Origin of the sequence: Duganella sp. 1224, assembly GCF_013408245.1 — a bacterium.
GTDB lineage: Bacteria > Pseudomonadota > Gammaproteobacteria > Burkholderiales > Burkholderiaceae_D > Rugamonas.
Genome location: NZ_JACBYS010000004.1, coordinates 37,642 through 60,846, shown reverse-complemented (window position 1 = coordinate 60,846; position 23,205 = coordinate 37,642). Strand labels below are relative to the sequence as shown.

Below are 23,205 nucleotides of genomic sequence, written 5' to 3'. Positions count from 1 at the left end.
AATTTAAGGAGATTGACCATGAAACGTACCCTCATCGCTGCCGCCCTGCTGGCCGCCACCGCTTTCGCCCACGCCGCCACGCCCGCCAACGACACCACCATCGTGCTGGTGCACGGCGCCTTCGCCGACGGGTCCAGCTGGAGCAAAGTGATCCCCATCCTGGAAGCCAAAGGCTACAAGGTGGTGGCCGTGCAAAACCCGCTGAGCTCGCTGGCCGACGACGTCGCCGCCACCCAGCGCGTGGTGGACGCGCAAACCGGCAAGGTGGTGCTGGTGGGCCACTCGTGGGGCGGCACCGTGATCACCGAGGCCGGCACCAGCGACAAGATCAAGGCGCTGGTCTACGTGGCCGCGTTCGCCCCGTCGGAAGGCGAGGCCACCGCCAATCTGGGCAAGGACTACGCCGTGCCGCCTGGCATCGCCACGCTGAAGGCCGACGCCGGCGGCTACCTGTGGCTGCCCGCCGACTCGGTGGCACAGAACTTCGCCCAGGACGTGACCGCGGCCGAGAAAAAAATGATTGCCGCCACCCAGGGCCCGATTGCCGCCAAGGCCTTCGGCGACACCACCACCGTGGCCGCCTGGAAAAACAAGGCCAACTACTACATCGTTGCCAGCAAGGACCGCATGATCGCGCCGGAACTGGAGCAGGCCTTCGCCAAGAAGATCAACGCCACCGTCACCACGCTGCCGACCAGCCACGTGCCGATGGTGTCGCAGCCGGCCAAGGTGGCCGAGGTGATCATCGCCGCCGCCCAGCGCTAAGCGCACTTTCAGCTTAAAAGCCAAGCAGGCATGCCCCTGGGCACGCCTGCTTTTTCGTTCTTGCCAACGCCAGTCTTTGATAGGAGAATCAAGCCAGCCCCTGCATACGTCAAGGATGATATGAAGCCACTCGGCATCAAGGCTAAAGTCGCGCTCGTCACCAGCATTACTTCGGTCTTGATGATCGGCCTGGTCACGCTGGTGCAGACCCAGCGCATGAAGGCGGACTACACCCGCGTGCTGTTCACGCAACAGACGACGCTGATCAACCGCACCGCGCAAGAGCTGGACGACAAGCTGACCATGCTGCTGGACATCATCGCGCTGTCGGCCCGCAACCAGCCGCCGGCGCTGGCCAGTTCCGAGGAGCAGTTGCGCGAGTATTACCAGAACCGCGCCGTGCTGGCCCTGTTCGACGACCTGCTGGTGATCAGCCCGCAAGGCAAGGTGATTTCCGACCTGCCGCTGGTGCCGGGCCGGGTTGGCATCGACGCCTCCGACCGCGCCTACTTTAAGGCGGTGATGCGCACCCACAAGCCACTGATCACCGAGCCCATCATCGGCCGCGCCAACAAGCAGCCGGTGGTGCAGATGGTGGCGCCGGTGCTCAACGACAAAGGCGAGGTGGTGTGCGTGCTGGTGGGCGTGCTGCGGCTGTACAAGGACAATGTGCTGGGCCATCTGCGCACCGCCAAGGTCGGCAACCACGGCTATTACTTCGCGCTGACCCGCGGCGAGCAGCCGGTGTACGTGCTGCATCCCGACATCACGCGGCTGCTCAAGCCGCGCGATGCCAACGCCAATCCGGCCACCACGCGCGCGCTGCGCGACGGCTTCGAGGGCACGGCGCTGGGCATGGGCGAGGGCCAGCCCACGCTCAACAGCTACAAGCAGCTGAAGTCGGTCGACTGGCTGCTGGCCACGTCGATGCCGATCGAGGAAGCGTTCGAGCCGTTCGAGGGCGTGATCAAGCGCTTGCTGATCTGGAGCAGCGTGGCGGCGGTGCTGACCGCCGTGATGATCAGCATCCTGACAGTGCGCCTGCTGGCGCCATTGGCGCGCTTGCGCAACGCCATCGTCGGCCTGCGCGCCGAGCCCGGCCGCTTCACGCCGCTGCCGGTGCACGCGCGCGACGAGGTCGGCCAGCTGACCGCCGCCTTCAACGACCTGATGCACGAACGGCTGGCGGCCGACGCCCGCCTGCAAAGCTTGGTGGAATTCGCGCCCAACGCCATCGTGGTGGTGGGCGTGGAGGGCCGCATCGAGACCTTCAACCGCGAGGGCGAGCGCTGCTTCGGCTACCCGCGCGACGAGGTGCTGGGCCAGCCGCTGGAAATCCTGGTGCCGGAGCGCCTGCGCAAGCAGCACGTGGGCCACCGCCACCGCTTCTTCGCCGACCGCCTCAGCGCCGAGCCGGTGCGCATGGGCGACGGCAGCGCCACCTATGGCCGGCGCCGCGACGGCAGCGAGTTTCCGGTCGAGGTCAACCTGAGCGCGGTGCGCACCGACCAGGGCACCAAGGTGCTGGCGGTGATTTCCGACATCACCGAGCGCCACCGCCTGCAACAGGAAATCGAGACGCGCGCGCTGGAGCTGGAGCGCGAGCGCGACCGCGCCCAGGCCGCCAACCGCGCCAAGAGCGATTTCGTTGCCAACATGAGCCACGAGATCCGCACGCCGATGAACGCGGTGCTGGGCATGGTCTACCTGCTCGGCAACACGCAGCTGACGCCGCAGCAGCGCAAGTACCTGAACATGGTGCGCGTGTCCGGCCAGTCGCTGCTGGGCATCCTCAACGACGTGCTGGACTTTTCCAAGATCGAGGCGCGCAAGCTGGAACTGTCACCGGTCGACTTCACGCTGGACGAGACCATGAATTCGCTGGCGACGATGATGACCATGAGCGCCGGCGACAAGGAACTGGAGCTGGCCATCAGCGTCGACGCGGCCATTCCCAACCGCCTGTACGGCGACGCCATGCGGTTGCAGCAGATCCTGGTCAACCTGGCCGGCAACGCCATCAAGTTCACCGAGCAGGGCGAGGTGGTGGTCAGCGTGCAGCTGACCGCGCGCGACGACCAGAGCGCGCTGCTGCGTTTCGAGGTGCGCGATACCGGCATGGGCATGACCGACAGCCAGCTGGGCCAGCTGTTCAACGCTTTTTCGCAGGGCGACCAGAGCATCACGCGACGCTTTGGCGGCACCGGCCTGGGACTGGCCATCACCAAGCGTTTGATCGAGCTGATGGGCGGGCAGATCGCCGTCAACAGCAAGCCGGGGCAGGGCTCGACCTTCTGGTTCAGTCTGCCGTTCGGCATCCAGGCCGACCAGACCGACGAGCGGCGCCGGCCGGCGCTCGGCCAGCGCCGCCTGCTGGTGGCGGACGACAACCGCACCAGCCGCGACCTGGTGGCGCGCCTGATCCGCGCCTGGGGCTGGCAGGCGGACGAGGTGGATTCGGGCGAGGCCGCGCTGCGCCGCTACCGCCAGAGCATCGATCACCAGCAGCCGTATGACGTGGTGCTGGCCGACTGGCACATGCCGGGCATGGACGGGCTGGCGACGGCCAAGGAAATCCGCGCCGCCGCCAACGGCAAGCCGCAACCGATCGTGGTGATGCTGAACGCCTTCGCGCGCGACCGCATCGAGGAGATCTCGCACGCGCCGGAGGCGGATGTGGTGCTGGTCAAGCCGATCACCAGCTCCAACCTGTTCGACGCGCTGCACCAGGCGCTGGCCACGCAGGGCGAGGCCGATCAGCAGGCGGTGCCGGACACCGGCATCGTCGGCACGCTGGCCGATATACACTTCCTGCTGGTGGAGGACAATCTGCTGAACCAGGCGGTGGCGCGCGGCATCCTGGAACACGCCGGCGCCACGCTGGACATCGCCGGTGATGGCCGCCAGGCGGTCGACATCATGCGCGAGCGCGCGGCCGACTACGACCTGGTGCTGATGGACATGCAGATGCCGGTGATGGACGGCTTTACCGCCACCCGCATCCTGCGCCAGGAACTGCAACTGGACTTGCCGATCATCGCGATGACGGCCGGCGTGCTGGAGTCCGAACGCGATCGCAGCCGCGAGGCCGGCATCACCGATTTCATCCCCAAGCCGATCGAGGTGGACGAGATGCTGGCGGTGCTGAAACGCCATCTGCCGAAGCACGCCCCGCCGCCGCCACCATCCGCGCCCGCCCCGGCCCCGGCGCCCGCCGAGGCGGCAGCGCCGCCCGTGCCGCCGATGTCCTCGCCAGCGCCCGCGCCGACGCCGGCCGCCATTGAAGACGAATTGCTAGCCTCCATGGCCGCCGCCGCCCAGGCCCCGGTGTTCGCCCCCTCCGTGGCGGTCCCGCTGGCCGGCGCACCGCAACAGCAACCCGCACCGCCGCCCAAGCTGGTCAGCCCGCCAGCGCCAGCCGGCGATCTCCCCGTCTTCAATATGGACGGCCTGATGCGCGTGATGGGCAAGGACGCCAAGGGCCGCGCCGCCCTGTACAAGATGGTGCGCGGCGCGCTGGACGCCGGCATGGCGCCGGTCGAACAAGCCGGCGAGGCGCTGCGCGAAGGCCGGCTGCGCGACGCCGCCAAGCTGTTCCACGGCCTGCGCGGCGCCGTCGGCGTACTGGGCGCCAAACGGCTGATCCAGGCCACCATCGACGCCGAAGACGCCATCCAGGACCAGCGTGAAGACGCCATCACCGAGCGCTACCAGCAAGTGCGCAGCGAACTGGAACGCGCGCTGGCCGAAGCCCGCGCCTGGCTCGACCGTCAACAACCCTGATTCCACACAGATGTAAGCGTTTGTGCGCCGGGCAACATGCCCGGCTGCACAACTTTTAGGCGTTTACGCAACAGTTTCCCCCCGCCCGCGCACATCCATAAATCATATTGATAATAATTCGCATTTACGTTTCGGTATTTTATTGTTACAATATTTCCCACTAATTTACTAATGAACCGGCAAGCCAGACGCGGCATGAACACTGTTTCACAGCGCAGCCAGCCTTCTCTTTTGGACGAAAGAAGCACATGGCAATGATCAAGAGTCGCAAACATGCGCAGACGCGCTTCCACCAACACATGAGCGCCGCGCTGGCCGCGATGCTGCTGCCGGTGGCCGCCCACGCCGCCGACACCCCCAACGACGCCGCCGACCAGGCCAAGCCGCAGACCATGCAGGAAGTGCAGGTCAACGGCTCGCGCGAGAATGATTTCAAGGCCGAACGCGCGTCGTCCGCCAAGTACACCGAAAAACTGGTCGACACCGCCCAGACCCTGACCGTCATCAAGAAAGAACTGATCGAGCAGCAGGGCGCCACCACGCTGACCGAGGCGCTGCGCAACACCCCGGGCGTGGGCGCCTTCTTCCTCGGCGAAAACGGCTCGACCAACACCGGCGACGCCATCTACATGCGCGGCTTCGACGCCTCCAGCAGCATCTACGTGGACGGTGTGCGCGACATCGGCTCGATCTCGCGCGACACCTTCAACATCGAACAGATCGACGTGCTGAAAGGCCCGGCCGGCACCGACAACGGCCGCTCCTCGCCAACCGGCTCGATCAACCTGGTCAGCAAGCAGCCGCAACTGGAAAACGCCTACCTCGGCTCGGCCACCTACGGCAGCGGCAAGCAGCGCCGCGCCACCGCCGACATCAACACCGTGATCGACGCCGACAGCGGCACCGCCTTCCGCCTCAACCTGCTGGACCAGGACAGCGAGAACCCGGGCCGTGACTTCGTCAAGGCCAAGCGCTGGGGCGTGGCGCCGTCGGTCGCCTTCGGCCTGAACTCGCCGACCCGCGTCTACCTGAACTACTTCCACGTCAAGCAGGACAACATCCCGGACGGCGGCGTGCTGACCATCGGCCTGCCGGGCTGGACCCCGCCGCCGGACATCGCCGCCGTGCCGGCCACCGCCACCTCGCCGGCCAAGCCGGCCAAGAGCTTCGCCTTCATGGCCGGCGCCGCGCCGGTCGATCCAAAGAACTTCTACGGCTCGGTGCTGGACCACGACAACGTCAAGGCCGACATGGCCACCGTCAAGGTCGAGCATGACTTCGCCAATGGCGCCAAGCTGGTCAACACCAGCCGCTGGGGCAAGACCAAGCAGGACTACCTGCTGACCTCGTTCATGGCCACCAACGCCAACCTGGCTGCCAACGTCGCCGGCAGCGATCCGTCGACCTGGACCATGCTGCGCACCAACCTGACCACCAAGGACCAGCAGAACGAGATCCTGACCAACCAGACCACCGTCACCGCCGACTTCGTCACCGGCGCGCTGAAGCACACGGTGGTGGGCGGCGTCGAGCTGACCAACGAAAAGCAGATCAACTACACCTACGCCAACACCGCGCCGGCGGCCACCGCCGGCCTGCCGCCGACCAGCATCTACCACCCGAACCCGAACACGCCGATCAGCAGCGCCCAGGTCAACCTGCAGCGCAACGGCGGCCGCACCGAGGGCACCACCAACACCCAGAGCGTGTACGCGTTCGACACCGTCAAGTTCGGCGAGCAGTGGATCTTCAACGGCGGCGTGCGCGTCGACCACTACAACACCAGCTACAACGCCATCACCGTGCAGGCCGTCACAACGCCGCAGACGATCCCGGTCGGCACGCTGGTGGGCAGCAGCATCGAGGCTGGCGACAACCTGGTCAACGGCAAGCTGTCGGCGCTGTACAAGCCGACCCAGAACAGCAGCGTCTACGCGCTGGTGGCGTCGTCGAAAGCGCCGCCGGGCAGCGCCAACTTCGCGCTGAGCACCGCCGCCAACAGCGCCGCCAATCCGAAATTCGACCCGCAGGAAACCACCAACTATGAAGTGGGCAGCAAGTGGGACCTGCTGGGCCAGAAGCTGTCGTTCGCCGGCGCCTTGTTCCGCACCGAGGTGAAAAACGAGGTGGAGCAAGACCCGGTGGACGCCAAGTACTACCAGACCGGCAAGAAGCGCGTGCAGGGCGTGGAGCTGAGCGTGACCGGCGAGATCCTGCCGAAGTGGCTGATCAGCGCCGGCTATGTGCACCAGTCGACCAGCGTCGAGTCGGGCAAGGTGGTGACCGCCAGCGGCGAGAACCAGCTGAGCTACACGCCGAAGCAGTCGTTCACCGCGTGGACCTCGTACACGCTGCCGTTCGGCCTGCAGATCGGCGGCGGCGCCCGCTTCAGCGACAAGCTGGCGCGCGGCACCGACGGCGCCGTCGGCACCCCGGCCTACGCCGATTCGTACTGGGTGTTCGACGCCATGGCGGCCTACCCGATCAACAAGCACGTCGACCTGCGCCTGAACGTCTACAATCTGGGCGACAAGGATTACGTGCAGGCGATTAACAAGTCGGGCTACCGTTACACCCCGGGCACGCCGCGCTCGGCCAGCCTGACGGCCAACTTCAAGTTCTAAGCGCGCGGTTCCCGCTTCCGTGTTGCTGGCCCCGTCGTTCCTGGTAGCGGCGGGGTTTTTGCTTTGTAGAGGAGCTTCATCATGATGTTGCATATCCCCGGTGTGCTGAGCCGCGAGCAGGTGGCCGCCATGCGCCGCCAGCTGGACGCGTCCGACTGGATCGACGGCCGCGCCACCGTCGGCGAGCAGGGCGCCAAGGTCAAGCAGAACCGCCAGTTGCCGGAGACCGCGCCGCTGGCGCAGCAGCTGGGCCAGACCATCCTGACGGCGCTGGCCAACCACCCGCTGTACTTCTCGGCTGTGCTGCCGCTGCGCACCATCCCACCGCTGTTCAACAGCTACGCCGGCGGCGAGCACTACGGCGCGCACGTGGACGGGTCGATGCGCCGCATTCCCGGCAGCGGCGAATGGGTGCGCACCGACGTCTCGACCACGGTGTTCCTGTGCGACCCGGAGGAGTACGACGGCGGCGAGCTGATCGTCACCGACGCCTACGGCGAGCACGAGGTCAAGCTGCCGGCCGGCGACGCCATCATCTACCCGTCGACCAGCATCCACCGGGTGGAGCCGGTGACGCGCGGCGCCCGTGTCTGCTCATTCTTCTGGACCCAGAGCATGGTGCGCGACGACATGCGCCGCGGCATGCTGCTGGAGCTGGACCAGAACATCCAGAGCCTGCGCGCGCGGCTGGGCGATTGCCCGGAACTGGTCGGCATCACCGGCCACTACCACAACCTGCTGCGCCAGTGGAGCGAGGTCTGAGTCAGGCGACGGCCACGTCCACCACCCAGACCACGCCAAAGCGGTCCTTCAGCATGCCGTACAGCGGCGTCCACGGCGCCGGCGCCAGCGCCTGCAGCGCCGTGCCGCCCTCGCTCAGCTTGCGCCACAGCGCGGCGATCTCGTCGACGTGATCGCCGCGCAGCGACACGTAGTAGGCGTTTTCGCCCGCGCTCCACGGCGTCGCCGACGCCACATCGCAGGCCATGATGCGGAAACCGTTGGCGGCCACCACCTGGCCCCAGATGATGCGCTCGGCATCGGCGGGATGCGCGACCTGGCCCATCTGGGCATAGGTCACCTGCGTCAGCGCGCCATCGAAGACCGCCTGATAAAACGCCAGCGCCGCGCGCGCCTCGCCGCGCAGGTTGATGTGGGTAACGGCAGTAACGGACATAAGAACTCGCTTTCTGAAAGGTGAGCAACATTGCTGGCGCTACTATAGCCAGCCCTCCTGTCACCTTTTGTCAGCAGCGTGCCTCCTCACGCCAGCGCTTTGAGCTGCCCCTTGAACACGCCCGCCAGCGTCTGCAACAGGAACAGCGCGATGGTCACGCTGGCGATGGCCAGCACCAGCAGGGCGATGCCGTCGGTGACCACGCTGTTGGCGTAGCCGGCATAGCGGATTGCCGCGCCGGCCGAGGCCGCCAACGGGAAGCTGGCCGCCCACCACGACACGCGGAACGGCGAGCAGTGCGGCAGGTGGCGCAAGCGGCCCAGCAGCACCGCCAGCACGAACAGCGTCAGCATGTACAGCGCCTGGGCGAACAGGTCGATGCCGCCGGTGGTGGTGACGTAGGCGGTGAAGCCGACCGCGAACGGCGCCACCAGGATCAGCAGCGACGGCTGCAGCGGCGCCGCCAGCGGTTCCTCCAGCACCAGCCGCTGGAAGATCAGCGTGAACAGCGGCAGCGCGAAGAACAGGCCGACCGCCAGGCCAAACACCATCACGCCGTGCAGGCCGTCCCATTGCAGCAGCGGCACGGCCAGCGGCACGTCCAGCATGCCGACCACCGGCACGATCCAGGCCGGCGCCACGTGCGGCGCCTCCAGCCGCACCGTCATCCAGCGCATGACGATGACCCAGGCCAGCGCCGTCATACCGACCGCGCCCAGCAGCCACGACAGGCGCGCCAGCGCCAGGCTGTAGTCGGCCAGCACGAAGGGCAGCAACAGCAGGCTGATCATCGGCGTGCCGAACAGGTTGGAGGCGATCGGATGCGTGAACTCGGCGCGCACCGCGTCCCAACCGGACCAGGCCTTGACGCCGTAAGCGGCCACCAGCGCCGCAAAGGCCGCCAGCGCCGCCAGGCCGATCGCCTGGCTGATCCACAACGGCGCGCCGAAGTGCTGGTGCGCCAGTTTCCAGGCGACCGACAGGCCGGTCAGGCCCATGACGCCGCCAAATATGCCAACCGGCAGATAAGAGAGGGGGGTGGATTCGTTTTGCATGATGGTCAACCGGTGAAATACGATGTTGCCATTTTCCAGCCGTCCGCCGGCACTGGCGATGCTCCGAAGGGCAGATTTTTTGCTCGTTCGTCTCAACCGCTACTTCTGGCAGAGGCAGCCGGTTGTTTATCCACACCGATGGATGATGCTACGCCGTTCGTCCGATGACAGCCGGGCGGCCCCGGCGCAGACTTGCCGCCTTACCCACCACCCGAGGAGCAGGCATGACCGACAACGAAAAAATCATCCGTGAACTGTATCAACGCGCCGAGGTGCAGGACAGCACCGGCTTCGTCGAACTGTTCTCGGCCGACGGCTATTTCCACGACGTCTCGGCCGGCCAGAAATACTACGGCGCCGACATCGGCAAAACCGTCGACATCTACGCCACCGCCTTCCCCGACATGCACCGCGCGCTGGAAGAGGTGATGGTGATGGGCGACGTGGTGGTGGTGCAATTGTCGCTGAACGGCACCCACCAGGGCCCGCTGGTGCTGCCGGCCGGCACCATCGCGCCAACCCGGCAGACCATCCACGCGCCATGCTGCGACGTCTTCCGCCTGAGGGACGGCAAGGTGATCTCGTTCGACTGCTACACCGCCGCCACCATCCTGTTCGCCCAGCTCGGCGTGCTGGCCAATCTGTCGGCCGCCTTGCACAGCGCGTAAAAAGAGATATATACTTCGTATACGTTTCGTATATGGAGTATCGCATGGGCATTGTGAACATCGACGAGGATCTGCACGACCAGATCCGCAAGGCCAGCGCGGTCAGCTGCCGCTCGATCAACGCGCAGGCGGCGTTCTGGATCAAGATCGGCATGCTGGCCGAAACCAATCCCACGCTGTCGTTCAACGAACTGGTGGCGCGCGAGCTGCGCGCCGCCGGCGTCGACGCCCGGCATCTGAAGGCGGTGGCCACATGACCAAGCGGCCGGAAGAACTCGCCCTGATGGCGGAGTCCGGCCGGCTGCTGGCCAGCGTGTTCAGCCACCTGGACCAGCTGGACCTGATCGGCATGTCGACCATGCAGGTCAACGACCTGGTCGAGCGCTTCATCGTCGACGATCTGCAGGCGCGTCCGGCCAGCAAGGGCCAGTACGGCTACGCCTACGCGCTGAACGCCTCGCGCAACAGCGTGGTCTGCCACGGCGTGCCGTCCGCCAGCGACATCCTGCGCGACGGCGACATCGTCAACTTCGACATCACGCTGGAAAAAAACGGCTACATCGCCGATTCCAGCAAAACCTACCTGGTCGGCGCCGTGTCGTCGGCCGCGCGCAAGCTGGTGCAGGTGACCTACGATGCGCTGTGGATGGGCATCAACACCGTCCGCCCCGGCGCGCGGCTGGGCGACATCGGCCACGCCATCGCCCGCCACGCCAGCCGCCACGGCTACAGCGTGGTGCGCGAATACTGCGGCCACGGCATCGGCCGCGAGATGCACGAGGCACCGCAGGTGCTGCACTGGGGCAAGCCACACACCGGCCTGGTGCTGCGCGAAGGCATGTGTTTCACCATCGAACCCATGCTCAACCAGGGCGGCCGCGCCGTCCACACCGAGGACGACGGCTGGACCGTGGTCACCGACGACGGCAAGCTCTCCGCCCAGTTCGAGCACACGGTGGCCGTCACCCGCGGCGGCGTGCGGGTGCTGACGCTGCGCCCCGGCGAAAGGACGCCGCACCACTGATCAGATGCCCTCGCGGGTCGGCATGATCACCATCTGCTGCATGTTGACGCGCTTCGGCAGCGAGACGATGAACTCGACCGCGGTGGCGATGTCCTCCGCCTTCAGGAACTCGATCGACTGCGCGGCGTTTTGCAGCCAGTCGATGGCGCCCTGGAAAGTGAAGTGGCTCTGCAGCTCAGTCTCGGTGATGCCCGGCTCGATGACCGAAACGCGGATGTTCTTCGGTCCCAGCTCCAGCCGCAAATGGCGCGTCAGGTGGCTGACGAAGGCCTTGGTGGCCGAGTACACCGCGAAATAGCCATACACGTACTGGCCGGCGATCGACGAGGTGTTGATCAGGTCGACCGCCTTGCCCTCGGCGGCGGCGGCTTCCAGTTGCGGCACGAAGGCCTGGATCACGCGCATGGCGCCGGTCACGTTGAGGTCGATCTGCGATTCCCATTCGCGCTGCGGCTGGTTGCCGATGGCGCCCGGCAGCATCAACCCGGCGTTGTTAAACACCAGATCGGCATTGCCGTAGTGGGCCAGCACGGCGGCCGCCGCCGCCTGCACCGACGCCTGGTCGGTGACATCGGTGACCAGCGCCAGCGCGTCGCCGCCCCGGGCGTGGATTTCCGCCGCCAGCGCCTCCAGCGCATCCTTGCGGCGCGCCAGCAACGCCACCTTGGCGCCACGGGAAGCCAGCAACAGCGCGGTGGCGCGGCCCATGCCGCTGGACGCGCCGGTGATCACGGCAACACGGCCGCTCAGATTGGTAGTGGTCATCTTGGTTCTCCTTGGGTTGGATATGGTGTCGGTTGACGGGAACCACTTTACGGAGCGGCGGGCAATGCCGGTAGTCAGGGCGCGGCGATATCAATCACAACTAACGGTTGTTAATCGGCTATACTGCCCGCATGGACGAACTGCGCGCGATTTCCACCTTCATACGGGCTGCCGAGCTGGGCAGCTTCAACCGCGCCGCCACCGCCCAGGGCACGACACCGCAGGCCGTCAGCAAGACGGTGCGGCAGCTGGAGCAGCACCTGGGCGTGCGCCTGTTCCACCGCACCACCCGCAAAAGCGCGCTGACCGAGGACGGCCAGTTGCTGCTGGACTCGGTGCGCGCCAGCATGGAAGGCTTTACCAGCGCCCTCAACCGCGTCAAGCACGCCGCCCGCGAGGACGTCGGCCTGATCCGCATCAGCGCCGGCGGCGCGGTCGGGCGCAAGGTGCTGATGCCGCTGGTGGCCGAGTTCAGCCGGCTGCATCCGGGCGTCAGCTTCGACCTGGTACTGGAAGACGGCAGCACCGACACGGTCGGCGAACGGATCGACCTCGGCTTCAAGGCCGGCAACGCGCCGACCGCGCAAGTGGTGTCGCGCCGCCTGTTCCCGATCCGGCTGGTGGTGTGCGCCACGCCAGCCTACCTGGCCCAGCATGGCGCGCCCGACACCATCGACAGCCTGGCCCGCCACCACTGCATCGGTTACCGCCAGCCCGGCACCGGGCGGCCGGTGCCGTGGGAATTCAACGTCAACGGCGAAACGCAGTACCAGACCATGCCCTACGTGGTCTGCTGCAGCGACCCCGAGGCCGAAATGCAGGCGGTGCTGAACGGCATCGGCATCGGCCAGATCGACAGCATCAACGCCACCGCGCCGTTGCAGTCGGGCGAACTGGTGCCGCTGCTGACGCACACCACCAGCGACCGCATGGGCCTGTATCTCTACTATGCGCAGCGCACCGACATGCCCAGCCGCGTGCGCCGCTTCATCGACTTTGCCGTCTCTCATCTCATCAAAGGTTAAAGCCATGTTCACCAAGCATTACGAAGTCAATCCCGCCCACATCGATTTTCAGGGCGTCGTCGACGGGCTGTACTACCCGTTCTACATGGAATGGACGCGCCACGCGTTCATGAAAGAAGCGCTCGGCATCGACATCGAGGAGGAATTCAAGCAGGGCAAGATGTACATGGTGCTGGAATACTCGCTGCGTTTCCGCAAGAGCCTGACCAAGGACGACCAGGTCGAAGTGACCTGCGAATTGCAGAAACACGAGAAGCGCAACCGCGTCAACTTCTTCCAGCAGATCAAGGTGGGCGGCGAGGTGTACGCGGACGCCACCTTCGTCGCCACCTGCTTCGTCAACGGCCGCCCGTCGGTGCCGGAGGCGGTGGCAGAGGCGCTGGCGAAACTCGCCTGATCAGCCCGGCGCTCAGGCGTCGGCCGGGCCGATGCGCAAGGCCAGCGCGGCCTTGTCGCGCACCTCCAGTTTGTCGTAAATCTTCTGGATAAAATTGCGCGCGGTGGCCGGCGCGATCTGCAAGGCGCGCGCCACCTCCTTGTGCGAATAACCCTGGCTGAACAGGCGCGCCACCATCAGTTCGCGCTCCGACAGCCGCGCCAGCGGCTGGTCGGTCATGGCGTAGACAAACAGCAGGCCCCGGTGACGCCGCACCCTCATCTTGACCCGCGCGCCACGAAACGCCATCACGCCGACCCGCGACAGCGCCGCCATCACCCGGTCCGGCAAGCGCTGCCCGCGCCATGACGGACATTCCAGATTCACCAGCCGCACAAATTGCGGCGTGCAATATTCCAGATCGCCGGACGGCGTGACCACCGCCATCGCGCACGCGCCGCCCCCGGCGCTGGTGTCGCGCGAGCGGCTGATCGCCAGCGCCTGGCGAAAGTGGGGCGCCAGCGCCTGCAACAGGCGCTCGTCGGCGGCGGAAAACAGACTGGCTTCGCGCGCGCGAAACAGCGACAAGCCTTCCCAGTAACCGGACTGCGGCTCTTGCGCCGCCAGCACCAGGCCGTTGGCGTGGCGATAGCGGTCCGCATAGTCGCGCACCACCGCGTAGCCACTACCGGCAAACAGGTCGCGGGCGGTGTAGGCATAGGCCTGGTGCGGACGCGCCATGGCCGACTGCAACACCGTGTCCAGACTGCTGATGGCCTCCCAGTCCAGATGCAGCGAGTCCGGTTCGTTATGGGTGAGCGAGGCATGCACGACGGCGTTGGCGTCGCCGGTTTCCAGCGACATGATGCGCGCCGAATCAAAGGTCAGCACCTGGGCGGTGGCCGCGAAGGCGAAGGCGGGAAATTCATCGACCGGCACTTCCCGCGTGCCGCGGTAAAGCTGCAACAGGTAGTCGTTGTAGTCCATTGTTCGCCTCAACTCGTAATGCAATTGCACCATTCCCACCCAGGCAGCATGCGCGCACACTGCATCGCAGCGCAGGCAATTCGCAGCGCCATATGTGACTTTTCTCAACCACAACAGGAGGCACTATGTCGGACCTCGAAAAAGTGAGTCTCACGGTGGCCGAATCCGGCCTGCCGCACGCAACCGATCAATTCTTCTCGGCCCTCATGCATCTGGTCGGCATCAAATCGCCGCACAAGCTGGCGCTGCTCGGCAGCATCACGTCATATGAAATCGTGCCGGACGCGCCGATGTTCAATCAGTATATTTTCCGCTCCTGGGTCGACCGTTCGATCTACAACTCGCCATCCGATCCCGGCTCGCCAAGCTTTTACGCGCGCCATTCCAACGTCTACAGGGAACTGCTGACGCGCAGCACCGCCAAGATCGAAGCCACCATTCCGGCGGCGGTACAGGCGGAGATCGACACCAAGATGCAGGTCATTGGAACCTATCAGGAAAAAATCGAGGACGAACGGATGCGCGTCAACGAGGCGTGGAAAAAATACGCGGCCAGCGCCGGCCTGACCGATCCAAAATCGCACGAATATGTCATTGCCAGCATCGGCTTCCGCTCAGCGGAGCTGGCGTTTGAAAAACTGTCGCAGTGGCGCAAGACCATCTCGCGCCTGTCCAACAGCGTGGAGCTGTTGCGTGCCACGGTGCTGTCGCCGGAGGACCGTACGCTGCTGGCCGCTTACGAGTACACTACGCTCGAAGAGTTTAAGATGAAGCGGCCAAAGACAGCGGGCATCGAATCCGCTTACAAGCTGGACGAGGTGATGCTGGGAGATTTCGACCGTTACGGCATCCCCTCGTCTTTCGAGGATGGCCAGGACATCCTGCCGTCCATCGATCTGGAAGAATTCCTCAAGCGCAAAGGCGCGCGCTCGATCATCATCGAAAGGAACAGCCAGTTCGACTACCGCCATGAGGACTCGTGGTCCGGCTCCGGCGGCGGCAGCTTCGGCTTCCTGAGCCTGAACGTCAACGCCGGATCGAGCTCCACATTTACCGAGACGGTCAAGCGCATCGGCAAGCTGGAATTGAATTTTGAAAACATCGCCGAAGTGTTCGCCATTCGCGGCCCGTGGTTCTCGCTGGCCGGCCTCACCCATCCGGTATCGCGCAAGGAACTGGCGCGCGATCCCAAGGGCCTGGCGGTGCCGCTGACCTACCTGGTGCAGTCGGCCATCATCGCGCGCGGCCTGACGCTGACCGTCCATTTCGACAATTCCGATGACTGGGACAAGTTCACCCAATCCAGCGGCGGCGGCGGCGGCGGCGGCGGCGGCAGCATCTTCGGCATTTCGATCGGCGGCGGCGGTGGCGGAGGTGGCGAAAGCACGGAAAAAAGCCGTGACCGGGCCAGCTCGACCATTACCTTCGGCGACGATTCGAACCAATGCCGCATCCTCGGCTTCCGGCTGCAACCGATGCTGGAGCCGGCGCAGCACCAGGCGCCGGTGAGCATGCTGCGGCCGTGGATGAACGTGATGGCCACGAAGGAACTGGATGCGCTGATGAGCCTGCCAGCGGTGCGGCTGTGAGACAGAGGCTGCCGTGAACATCCAACCTGTCCGCGTCGGCCTGCTGGCGGTCGTCCTCGGCGGCTGCGCCGCGCCGCAAGCCGATGTCTTCATCGAGGCGGTCAACATCACCTACCTGCCGCCGGCCGACGCACGCGTGGCCACCGACCCCACGCCCAGCGCGACAGCGGTGCCGGTGGTGGCGGTGCCCCACCAGAGCAGAAGCTACCCGGTCTGCTTTTACGACGACCACTTCAGCGGCGACAAGAAGGCGGCCGAGCTGGAACGGCTGCGCAAGGAAATCGCCGCCGCCGTTAAGCCGCGCGTGTTAGTCAAGTCCGTCGGCAGCCGCCAGATGGTGGCCGAAGGGCCGGCCAGCGGACTGCGCGCGCTGGCCGCGCTGTGGCCGCAACTGGGCTGCATCGGCCAGCCGGCCACACCGGCCGACGTGTTCAAGCGCGAAGCCTGCCAGGAGGACATGAGAAAACGCCTGGCCAGCGCCAGCATCGACGTCGAGCAGAGCGGAGAAGGGCGCTACTACCTGTGCGCCGGCTCCTGACATATGGTGCCGGCAAGCCGCATAGCACGAGCGGCAAAGCCGCGTGCACTGCCGACTCGGATCATCAAGGCTGGATCGAAATATCCAGCGCCTATTTCGGGGTCATGCAACCTCGCATTGCTACGGCTTCGACCGGAGATGGCCACACCGCCGAGCGCTGCGAGCAGCGCACCATTTCGCTGGCGGGAACACGGCTGGCGGCTGGCGCCTCGCCAGTAACAAATGAAGGGCATCGAGCTGGACTGCCGGCCGGTCCGCAAGGACTACATAACCGGCCAAGCCGCGCGCTGCAGCTACAGGCAGAGGGAGTACGACCTTGAGGCCACGGTCAAGCTGATCTGCCTCTTTATGAGCACCCGAGGATCAAGATCGTGTACTTCAACGACGAGCGGGTGCAAAGGGTGCTGGGTGGGGGGCGCGTCAAGTCCCTCGCCGGCTATAACTACTCGTTGATCGGCACGGCCAAGCTGAATGGTGTCGACCCCTCAGCCTGGTTGCTTCACGTGCTGACGCATATCGCCGATCATCCCGTCAACCGGGTTGATGAATTCTTGCCTTGGGACTGTAATCTGTCAGCAGCTCTCTGAGATAATGCCGCCTCCCAGCGGTGTGACGCCATCATCGATCAAATTACCAAACAACTCAAGACGTCACTGGGCAGACGCTTACGAACGATTGGCGAGCTGGCACTGCAGCAACAGGTCAAATTTGATCCCCGGTGCTGGATGCCACTCAACCAGTCCGCTCAGTTTTCCGCTGGATCGGTTACCTGATCAAAAGCCTGCTGCAGGGCAAACACCTCTCGATGATGTTAATATTGTGGCTCTCAAATAGGCTCCTCGCCGCCTCTCCTGGAAGACGGAACCTCCGGGAAAAATACCGGTTTCAAGTAGCAACTTCAAAAAAATCCCAAAACCAACAATTATGACCGTGCTTTGATTGGCAGCAGATTAGGCGAGCAGACTCAGGGTAACAATAAAGCCATGCGCACACATCGCGACTGGAGCAATCATGGCTATCGATGTCTACCTTCAAATTGACGGCATTAAAGGCGAATCCTCCGACGACGAACATCAAGGTTGGATCGAGTGCACCTCCGTGAGCTGGCTCATGTCGCAACCCAAATCCGCCACTGCTTCCACCGGTGCCGGTCACACGGCAGAACGCTGCGAACTCAGCGACATTAGCCTCACCAAGCTTGTCGACCTGGCCTCACCAATGTTGGCCCAGCACTGCGCGTGCGGCAATGTCTTTCGCAAAGCCAACATTGAGTTTTTGCGCGCAGACGGCGATGGGCAACGCGTCAAGTATTATGAGATCGAAATGGAGAATGTGCTGATCGCCCATCTGGCACCCAGCATATCGCCTGGCGACGTATTGACCGAACAGGTTAGCCTGAAGTTTGGGAAGATTAAATGGCGCTACACCCGGCAAAAAATAAGCGGCGGTGTTGGCGGCAATACAAGCGGAGGCTGGTGCGCATCCAGTAATCGGCCTATCTGACCTTAGCTATCTGACATGCCTTACATTTATCCGCAGGCTGCAACGCTAGAGCGTCAACCCAAGGTTGGAACGGGCGACTGTGTCGAGTTGGTTCGCTATTATGCTGATGTCCCCGACCACCGAATCTGGACAGCGGGAGCGCGCGTGCTGGACAACAAGAACGTAGCGCCGGGCACTGCCATTGCGACTTTCGTTCATGGGCGTTACCCAAACAATGACAAAGGTAACCATGCGGCTTTTTTTCTTCGTCACGGAGCGCCTGGCGATGGCTTCTGGGTAATCGACCAATGGAAGGACGGCAACGGCCGGGGCAAAAAGCCCAGAATCTCGGCACGCTATATCAAATCGCTGCACATGAAACTGCGCCCTGATGGCTCCTTCCCCCGAGCAAGCGATAATGCTGACGCCTTCTACGTAATCGAACACAGGTAAGGTCATGACGAACTATGCCATTCCTCTGCTTGCTGCAGCTACCACGATCTTGATGGGAGTAGGTCCCGCTGCCGGGGCAGATCACCGCATTGAATGTCCAACTGAGATACCGCGCAGTTCCATCGCGATTACCCGGGTACCTGCAGGCTGGACAGCGTTCGTGCCGTTTGAGTTCCAGCCGGGCCTGCCCTTGGTCTCGGCCGGGCTCATGTGGGGGCCGCCTTCCACCATGACGATTTCGAAGCCGAGCTTCGTCGGTAAGCTTCATGGCCAGGACATTGAAAAATGGACCCAGCTACGCGAGATGACCGGGTCTGAAAAATGGATGGCTTGCTTCTATGGAGAGGATGGGCGCCACGACGCGATCCTGTCAAAACGAATAGATGACAATGCCACCGAGTGCTCAGTTACTTACGCCACAGAAAAGCGTAGGACGATATTGAATATCCGCTGCAAATGGTAGCCTGTTCTACGCTGATTGCAGCGCAGAACAGGCGACTAAAGCGAAAAGGTCGGAAGTTTAGTCGAAAAATCCATTACCTGAATTTTTTTTGTCGTTTCCCTTGGAAGCCCTGTAAAAACACCACTACTTTAGTTAATTTAAATCACGGCAAAGCGACCGGCCAACGTTACTCCACCGTAACCGATTTGGCCAGGTTGCGCGGCTTGTCCACGTCGGTGCCGCGGGCGACGGCGGCGTGGTAGGCCAGCAGTTGCAGCGAGACCACGTGCAGGATTGGGGACAGCAGGCCGTAGTGTTCCGGCAGGCGGATCACGTGTACGCCTTCGCCCGAGGTGATGCGCGAGTCGACGTCGGCAAAGACGTACAGTTGGCCGCCGCGCGCGCGCACTTCCTGCATGTTGGATTTCAGCTTTTCGATCAGCGCGTCGTTCGGCGCCACCGTGACCACCGGCATTTCTTCCGTCACCAGCGCCAGCGGGCCATGCTTCAGTTCGCCCGCCGGGTAGGCTTCGGCGTGGATGTAGGAAATCTCTTTGAGCTTGAGCGCGCCTTCGAGCGCAATCGGGTAGTGCATGCCGCGGCCGAGGAACAGGGCGTTTTCCTTGCGGGCGAAATCTTCGGCCCAGGCGATGATCTGCGGTTCCAGCGCCAGCACGGCGGCGATGGCGACCGGCAGGTGGCGCATGGCTTTCAGGTGTTCGGCTTCTTCGGCGTCGCTCAGGCAGCCGTTGACTTGCGCCAGCGCCAGCGTCAGCAGGAACAGGCCGGCCAGTTGGGTGGTGAAGGCCTTGGTCGAGGCCACACCCACTTCGACGCCGGCGCGGGTGATGTAGGCCAGCTTGCATTCGCGCACCATGGCGCTGGTGGCGACGTTGCAGATGGTCAGCGTGTGTTCCATGCCAAGGCTGCGCGCATGCTTGAGCGCGGCCAGCGTGTCGGCCGTTTCGCCGCTTTGCGAGATGGTGACGACCAGCGTATTGGGGTGCGGCACGCTGTCGCGGTAGCGGTATTCGCTGGCAATTTCGACGTTGACCGGGATCTTGGCCACCGATTCGATCCAGTACTTGGCGGTCAGGCCAGAGTAGTAGCTGGTGCCGCAGGCCAGGATCAGCAGGCGGTCGATCTGCTTGAAGACGTTGTAGGCGCCGTCGCCGAACAGTTCGGGCATGATGCCGGTGACGCCTTCCAGCGTATCGCCGATGACGCGCGGTTGTTCGAAGATTTCTTTCTGCATGTAGTGGCGGTAGGGGCCGAGTTCGGCCGCGCCGGTGTGCGCCTGCACGGTTTTGACGTCGCGCTGCACTTGCTTGCCGTGGCTGTCGACGATCCACACGCGCCCCAGTTGCAGGTCGACCACGTCGCCTTCTTCGAGGTAGATGATCTGGTCGGTGGTGCCGGCCAGCGCCATGGCGTCCGAGGCAACGAAGTTTTCGCCCTGGCCGAGGCCGACGATCAGCGGCGAGCCCTGGCGCGCGGCCACCACGCGGTGCGGTTCTTCGCGGTGGAACACGGCGATGGCGTAGGCGCCGGTCAGGCGCTTGACGGCTTGCTGCACGGTGTCGAACAGGTCGCCGTTGTACATGTGGTCGACCAGGTGGGCGATGACTTCGGTGTCGGTCTGGCTCTGGAAGACGTAGCCGAGCGCGGTCAGTTCGGCGCGCAATTCGTCGTGGTTTTCAATGATGCCATTGTGGACCAGCGCCACGCGCGCGGCGTCGGCCGACGGCGAGAAGTGCGGGTGGGCGTTGTGCGAGGCCGGCGCGCCGTGCGTGGCCCAGCGGGTGTGGGCGATGCCGGTGAAGCCTTTGAGGTGCGCTTCGTCGATCTGGTGTTCCAGGTCGGCCACGCGCGAGGTGCTGCGCGAGCGTTGCAACTGGCCATCCACGTGCAGGGCGACGCCGCAGGAGTCGTAGCCGCGGTATTCCAGGCGTTTCAGGCCTTCCAGCAGGATGGGGGTGATATTGCGTTGCGCTACCGCGCCGACGATGCCGCACATGGGAAACCTCTTCAATTAAGTCAGGAAGCCATCGTAGAGCAGCGATGGTGAAATATGCTTTCTAATTCTTTCCATATTTGGCATAAAATTTCATTACACTAATCGCGTGAAATATTATTTCGTGGAAGTCGTATGGATGAAATAGATCGTCGTATCTTAAATGCGTTGCAGATGGATGCTGCGCAAACCAACGCCGAGCTGGCGGCGGCCGTGCACGTGTCGCCGCCCACTTGTTTGCGACGGGTCAAGCAATTGCGCGAGTCTGGCGTGATCCAGCGGGAAGTGGCCATTGTGGCGCCGGAGAAAGTGGGTCCCAGCCTGACGGCGCTTGTGGAAATCTCGCTGGATATCCAGGCGGCCGAGCGCATGGTGGAGTTTGAAGCGCTGGTGGCCAACGAGGCGGCGGTGTTGCAGTGCTATCGCGTGGCGCCGGGGCCGGACTTTGTGCTGGTGGTGCAGGTGGCGGATATGCCGGCCTATCACGCGCTGGCGCACCGGGTATTCACCAGCCATGCCAATGTGCGGAATGTGAAGGCTTACTTCTCGACTTTCCGCAGTAAATTCGAGACCCGCATCGCGGTGTGAGCGAAGTTATACACGCTTATCCAGCCGCTGCACACAGCTTGTACAGGGCTTTTCCATGGACTATGCACATGGTTAGTCACAAGTTTGTTCACAGTGTGGCGGCTGACCTGCCGATGGCATCTGAACAACGCGATGAGCCGTGCAGTTATCCAAGGCTTGTCAGACGGATATTCATTAGCTTTTCCCCAGCTTTATGCACAGGCTTAATGGCGGCAAAAAAGTTATCCGTCACTTTTCCGCAGCTTATCCAGCAGTTGCTCAGGTGCTTACCCACAAAGTTATGCACATTTAGCTGGAAAACGGGCGCGTCAGCAGTGTTTCGGCCAGGGCCAAGCCTTGTATACCTCGCTTGCAAGTAAATGGTGTACTTGCCCACCTGTTTTCCCGCGCTTAATCAGGCCTTACTCACATCTTTATCCACAAATAAAAACGGCGCCCGCAGGCGCCGTTGGCTGAGGCAGGCCTGGGCCCGCTTATTTTTTGATCTTGACCGGGCGGGTCCAGTTTTCGATGGTGACCTGGCGCGGACGCGATACCGTCAGCTTGCCGGCCGGCGCATCCTTGGTCAGCGTGGTGCCGGCGCCCAGCGTGGCGCCTTTGCCGACAGTGACCGGCGCCACCAGCTGGCTGTCGCTGCCGATGAAGGCGTCGTCTTCGATCACGGTGCGGAACTTGTTGGCGCCGTCGTAGTTGCAGGTGATGACGCCAGCGCCGATGTTGACGCGCGAACCGATGGTGGCGTCGCCGATGTAGGCCAGGTGGTTGGCCTTGCTGTGCGCGGCCACCTGGCCGTTTTTGATTTCGACGAAGTTACCCACATGCACATCCTCGGCCAGCACGGTACCGGGCCGCAGGCGCGCATACGGGCCAATAAGCGAGGCCTCGCCGACCACGGCCTCCTCGATGTGGCAGAACGGCTTGATCTGCGCGCCAGCCAGGATGCGGGCGTTGACGATGACATTGTGGGCGGCGATGTGTACGCCGTCGCCAATTTCGACCTTGCCTTCAAACACGCAACCGACGTCGATGGTGACGTCGCGGCCGCAGATCAGTTCGCCACGGACGTCGATGCGCGAGGGGTCCAGCAGCGTTACGCCTTGTTCCAGCAGCTGGTTGGCGATGTTGCGCTGGTGGATGCGCTCCAGCTCGGCCAGCTGGACCTTGCTGTTGACGCCGGCCACTTCCCACTGCGCCGACGGCTGCGCCGACACCACCGGCACGCCATCGGCCACGGCCAGCGCGACGATGTCGGTCAGGTAGTACTCGCCCTGGGCGTTGTTGTTCTTGATGTTGCCCAGCCATTTTTTCAGCAGGCGGGTGGGCGCGACCATGATGCCGCTGTTGATTTCCTTGATGGCGCGTTCGCTGTCGTTGGCGTCTTTTTGCTCGACGATGCGCACAATGTGGCCATTCTCACGGACGATTCTGCCCAAACCGGTAGGATCGTCTTGTTCGACCGTCAAAATGCCGAGCTTGTCGTTGCCGGCAACCTGCAGCAATCCGCGCAGCGAGGCGGCGGTGGTCAGCGGCACGTCGCCGTACAGGATCAGGGTCGGGACGTTGTCGTCCAGCTCTGGCAACGCCTGGATGACGGCGTGGCCGGTGCCCAGCTGTTGCGCCTGTTGCGCGGTGGCGACCGGCGTCGGCTGCTTGTCCAGCAAGGCCTGAACGGCTGCGCCGCCGTGGCCGACAATCACGCATAATCGGCTGGCGGACAGGCTGCGCGCGGTGTCCAGCACGTGCTGCAGCAGCGGCTTGCCCGCCAGGGGATGCAAAACTTTCGGCAGCGCGGATTGCATGCGCTTGCCCATGCCGGCGGCGAGGATAACGACGTTCATAGAGGTGCCAAA

At 64.0% G+C, this 23,205-nt stretch carries 21 protein-coding genes and 1 pseudogene; 16 read left to right on the top strand and 6 right to left on the bottom strand.

Annotated features, from left to right (window positions below; translation table 11 throughout):
- Window positions 1–18: 18 nt before the first annotated feature.
- From FHW58_RS18810 to FHW58_RS18795, 4 genes are all read left to right on the top strand, one after another.
- On the top strand, window positions 19–765 hold the full coding sequence (locus FHW58_RS18810) for an alpha/beta fold hydrolase (protein ID WP_179674705.1): 747 nt from the start codon (window positions 19–21) through the stop codon (window positions 763–765).
- Window positions 766–885: 120 nt separating this feature from the next.
- Window positions 886–4,548, top strand: coding sequence for a response regulator (locus FHW58_RS18805; protein WP_179674704.1), 3,663 nt, complete (start codon window positions 886–888; stop codon window positions 4,546–4,548).
- A gap of 248 nt (window positions 4,549–4,796) precedes the next feature.
- Window positions 4,797–7,172 (top strand): catecholate siderophore receptor Fiu, encoded by a 2,376-nt coding sequence (locus FHW58_RS18800; RefSeq protein WP_179674703.1) that lies wholly within the window; start codon window positions 4,797–4,799, stop codon window positions 7,170–7,172.
- An 81-nt stretch (window positions 7,173–7,253) separates the two neighbouring features.
- On the top strand, window positions 7,254–7,934 hold the full coding sequence (locus tag FHW58_RS18795) for a Fe2+-dependent dioxygenase (protein WP_179674702.1): 681 nt from the start codon (window positions 7,254–7,256) through the stop codon (window positions 7,932–7,934).
- Window position 7,935: 1 nt separating this feature from the next.
- Here the strand turns inward: FHW58_RS18795 and FHW58_RS18790 are convergent, their stop codons facing one another.
- Window positions 7,936–8,349 (bottom strand): VOC family protein, encoded by a 414-nt coding sequence (locus tag FHW58_RS18790; RefSeq protein ID WP_179674701.1) that lies wholly within the window; start codon window positions 8,347–8,349, stop codon window positions 7,936–7,938.
- Between the two features lie 86 nt (window positions 8,350–8,435).
- The gene (locus FHW58_RS18785; RefSeq protein WP_179674700.1) at window positions 8,436–9,404 is read right to left on the bottom strand and encodes an SLAC1 anion channel family protein; all 969 of its coding nucleotides are present in this window, start codon (window positions 9,402–9,404) and stop codon (window positions 8,436–8,438) included.
- A gap of 224 nt (window positions 9,405–9,628) precedes the next feature.
- Between FHW58_RS18785 and FHW58_RS18780 the strand changes: the two genes are divergently transcribed.
- Genes FHW58_RS18780 through map form a run of 3 tightly spaced genes read left to right on the top strand, consistent with a single transcriptional unit; the run spans window position 9,629 to window position 11,096 of the window.
- Window positions 9,629–10,072: a nuclear transport factor 2 family protein gene (locus FHW58_RS18780; protein ID WP_179674699.1), complete on the top strand. Its 444-nt coding sequence runs from the start codon at window positions 9,629–9,631 to the stop codon at window positions 10,070–10,072.
- A gap of 44 nt (window positions 10,073–10,116) precedes the next feature.
- Window positions 10,117–10,329, top strand: coding sequence for a ParD-like family protein (locus FHW58_RS18775; RefSeq protein WP_179674698.1), 213 nt, complete (start codon window positions 10,117–10,119; stop codon window positions 10,327–10,329).
- The gene (gene map / locus FHW58_RS18770; protein ID WP_179674697.1) at window positions 10,326–11,096 is read left to right on the top strand and encodes a type I methionyl aminopeptidase; all 771 of its coding nucleotides are present in this window, start codon (window positions 10,326–10,328) and stop codon (window positions 11,094–11,096) included. Before FHW58_RS18775 ends, map begins: the two co-directional genes overlap by 4 nt.
- Here the strand turns inward: map and FHW58_RS18765 are convergent, their stop codons facing one another.
- Window positions 11,097–11,861, bottom strand: a complete 765-nt coding sequence (locus FHW58_RS18765; RefSeq protein ID WP_179674696.1) for an SDR family oxidoreductase — start codon at window positions 11,859–11,861, stop codon at window positions 11,097–11,099. It lies immediately after the preceding gene.
- 131 nt (window positions 11,862–11,992) lie between these two features.
- On the opposite strand from FHW58_RS18765, the gene FHW58_RS18760 reads away from it, so the two are divergent.
- Both FHW58_RS18760 and FHW58_RS18755 read left to right on the top strand, forming a co-directional pair.
- A complete protein-coding gene (locus FHW58_RS18760) occupies window positions 11,993–12,886 on the top strand; it encodes a LysR family transcriptional regulator (protein WP_179674695.1) in 894 nt (297 codons plus the stop codon).
- Window positions 12,887–12,890: 4 nt separating this feature from the next.
- Window positions 12,891–13,283, top strand: coding sequence for a thioesterase family protein (locus FHW58_RS18755; protein ID WP_179674694.1), 393 nt, complete (start codon window positions 12,891–12,893; stop codon window positions 13,281–13,283).
- A 12-nt stretch (window positions 13,284–13,295) separates the two neighbouring features.
- On the opposite strand, the gene FHW58_RS18750 is transcribed toward FHW58_RS18755, so the two are convergent.
- Entirely contained in the window at window positions 13,296–14,249 is a 954-nt protein-coding gene (locus FHW58_RS18750) for a LuxR C-terminal-related transcriptional regulator (RefSeq protein ID WP_179674693.1), read from the bottom strand.
- 125 nt (window positions 14,250–14,374) lie between these two features.
- Here FHW58_RS18750 and FHW58_RS18745 point away from each other — a divergent pair, with 125 nt between their 5' ends.
- The 6 genes and pseudogenes from FHW58_RS18745 (at window position 14,375) to FHW58_RS18720 (ending at window position 18,774) form a co-directional block, all read left to right on the top strand.
- The gene (locus FHW58_RS18745; protein WP_179674692.1) at window positions 14,375–15,838 is read left to right on the top strand and encodes a hypothetical protein; all 1,464 of its coding nucleotides are present in this window, start codon (window positions 14,375–14,377) and stop codon (window positions 15,836–15,838) included.
- A gap of 13 nt (window positions 15,839–15,851) precedes the next feature.
- The gene (locus FHW58_RS18740; protein WP_179674691.1) at window positions 15,852–16,376 is read left to right on the top strand and encodes a hypothetical protein; all 525 of its coding nucleotides are present in this window, start codon (window positions 15,852–15,854) and stop codon (window positions 16,374–16,376) included.
- A 443-nt stretch (window positions 16,377–16,819) separates the two neighbouring features.
- Window positions 16,820–16,963 (top strand): annotated as a pseudogene (locus FHW58_RS18735) (transposase domain-containing protein); the annotation flags it as partial.
- A 424-nt stretch (window positions 16,964–17,387) separates the two neighbouring features.
- On the top strand, window positions 17,388–17,879 hold the full coding sequence (locus tag FHW58_RS18730) for a type VI secretion system tube protein Hcp (RefSeq protein ID WP_179674690.1): 492 nt from the start codon (window positions 17,388–17,390) through the stop codon (window positions 17,877–17,879).
- A gap of 15 nt (window positions 17,880–17,894) precedes the next feature.
- Window positions 17,895–18,311: a BPSL0067 family protein gene (locus FHW58_RS18725; RefSeq protein ID WP_179674689.1), complete on the top strand. Its 417-nt coding sequence runs from the start codon at window positions 17,895–17,897 to the stop codon at window positions 18,309–18,311.
- Window positions 18,312–18,315: 4 nt separating this feature from the next.
- Window positions 18,316–18,774, top strand: coding sequence for an STY0301 family protein (locus tag FHW58_RS18720; protein ID WP_179674688.1), 459 nt, complete (start codon window positions 18,316–18,318; stop codon window positions 18,772–18,774).
- Between the two features lie 166 nt (window positions 18,775–18,940).
- Here FHW58_RS18720 and glmS read toward each other — a convergent pair whose 3' ends face one another.
- Window positions 18,941–20,770, bottom strand: a complete 1,830-nt coding sequence (glmS, locus tag FHW58_RS18715; protein WP_179674687.1) for a glutamine--fructose-6-phosphate transaminase (isomerizing) — start codon at window positions 20,768–20,770, stop codon at window positions 18,941–18,943.
- A 132-nt stretch (window positions 20,771–20,902) separates the two neighbouring features.
- On the opposite strand from glmS, the gene FHW58_RS18710 reads away from it, so the two are divergent.
- Window positions 20,903–21,355 (top strand): Lrp/AsnC family transcriptional regulator, encoded by a 453-nt coding sequence (locus FHW58_RS18710; protein WP_179674686.1) that lies wholly within the window; start codon window positions 20,903–20,905, stop codon window positions 21,353–21,355.
- 473 nt (window positions 21,356–21,828) lie between these two features.
- Here the strand turns inward: FHW58_RS18710 and glmU are convergent, their stop codons facing one another.
- The gene (glmU, locus tag FHW58_RS18705; RefSeq protein ID WP_179674685.1) at window positions 21,829–23,193 is read right to left on the bottom strand and encodes a bifunctional UDP-N-acetylglucosamine diphosphorylase/glucosamine-1-phosphate N-acetyltransferase GlmU; all 1,365 of its coding nucleotides are present in this window, start codon (window positions 23,191–23,193) and stop codon (window positions 21,829–21,831) included.
- Window positions 23,194–23,205 lie beyond the last annotated feature (12 nt).

What these genes read in the sequence shown, in the direction of transcription:
- FHW58_RS18810 (WP_179674705.1), top strand. Translation starts at nt 19, where the DNA reads ATGAAACGTACCCTCATCGCTGCCGCCCTGCTGGCCGCCACCGCTTTC.
- FHW58_RS18805 (WP_179674704.1), top strand. Translation starts at nt 886, where the DNA reads ATGAAGCCACTCGGCATCAAGGCTAAAGTCGCGCTCGTCACCAGCATT.
- FHW58_RS18800 (WP_179674703.1), top strand. Translation starts at nt 4,797, where the DNA reads ATGGCAATGATCAAGAGTCGCAAACATGCGCAGACGCGCTTCCACCAA.
- FHW58_RS18795 (WP_179674702.1), top strand. Translation starts at nt 7,254, where the DNA reads ATGATGTTGCATATCCCCGGTGTGCTGAGCCGCGAGCAGGTGGCCGCC.
- FHW58_RS18790 (WP_179674701.1), bottom strand. Translation starts at nt 8,349, where the DNA reads ATGTCCGTTACTGCCGTTACCCACATCAACCTGCGCGGCGAGGCGCGC.
- FHW58_RS18785 (WP_179674700.1), bottom strand. Translation starts at nt 9,404, where the DNA reads ATGCAAAACGAATCCACCCCCCTCTCTTATCTGCCGGTTGGCATATTT.
- FHW58_RS18780 (WP_179674699.1), top strand. Translation starts at nt 9,629, where the DNA reads ATGACCGACAACGAAAAAATCATCCGTGAACTGTATCAACGCGCCGAG.
- FHW58_RS18775 (WP_179674698.1), top strand. Translation starts at nt 10,117, where the DNA reads ATGGGCATTGTGAACATCGACGAGGATCTGCACGACCAGATCCGCAAG.
- map (WP_179674697.1), top strand. Translation starts at nt 10,326, where the DNA reads ATGACCAAGCGGCCGGAAGAACTCGCCCTGATGGCGGAGTCCGGCCGG.
- FHW58_RS18765 (WP_179674696.1), bottom strand. Translation starts at nt 11,861, where the DNA reads ATGACCACTACCAATCTGAGCGGCCGTGTTGCCGTGATCACCGGCGCG.
- FHW58_RS18760 (WP_179674695.1), top strand. Translation starts at nt 11,993, where the DNA reads ATGGACGAACTGCGCGCGATTTCCACCTTCATACGGGCTGCCGAGCTG.
- FHW58_RS18755 (WP_179674694.1), top strand. Translation starts at nt 12,891, where the DNA reads ATGTTCACCAAGCATTACGAAGTCAATCCCGCCCACATCGATTTTCAG.
- FHW58_RS18750 (WP_179674693.1), bottom strand. Translation starts at nt 14,249, where the DNA reads ATGGACTACAACGACTACCTGTTGCAGCTTTACCGCGGCACGCGGGAA.
- FHW58_RS18745 (WP_179674692.1), top strand. Translation starts at nt 14,375, where the DNA reads ATGTCGGACCTCGAAAAAGTGAGTCTCACGGTGGCCGAATCCGGCCTG.
- FHW58_RS18730 (WP_179674690.1), top strand. Translation starts at nt 17,388, where the DNA reads ATGGCTATCGATGTCTACCTTCAAATTGACGGCATTAAAGGCGAATCC.
- FHW58_RS18725 (WP_179674689.1), top strand. Translation starts at nt 17,895, where the DNA reads ATGCCTTACATTTATCCGCAGGCTGCAACGCTAGAGCGTCAACCCAAG.
- FHW58_RS18720 (WP_179674688.1), top strand. Translation starts at nt 18,316, where the DNA reads ATGACGAACTATGCCATTCCTCTGCTTGCTGCAGCTACCACGATCTTG.
- glmS (WP_179674687.1), bottom strand. Translation starts at nt 20,770, where the DNA reads ATGTGCGGCATCGTCGGCGCGGTAGCGCAACGCAATATCACCCCCATC.
- FHW58_RS18710 (WP_179674686.1), top strand. Translation starts at nt 20,903, where the DNA reads ATGGATGAAATAGATCGTCGTATCTTAAATGCGTTGCAGATGGATGCT.
- glmU (WP_179674685.1), bottom strand. Translation starts at nt 23,193, where the DNA reads ATGAACGTCGTTATCCTCGCCGCCGGCATGGGCAAGCGCATGCAATCC.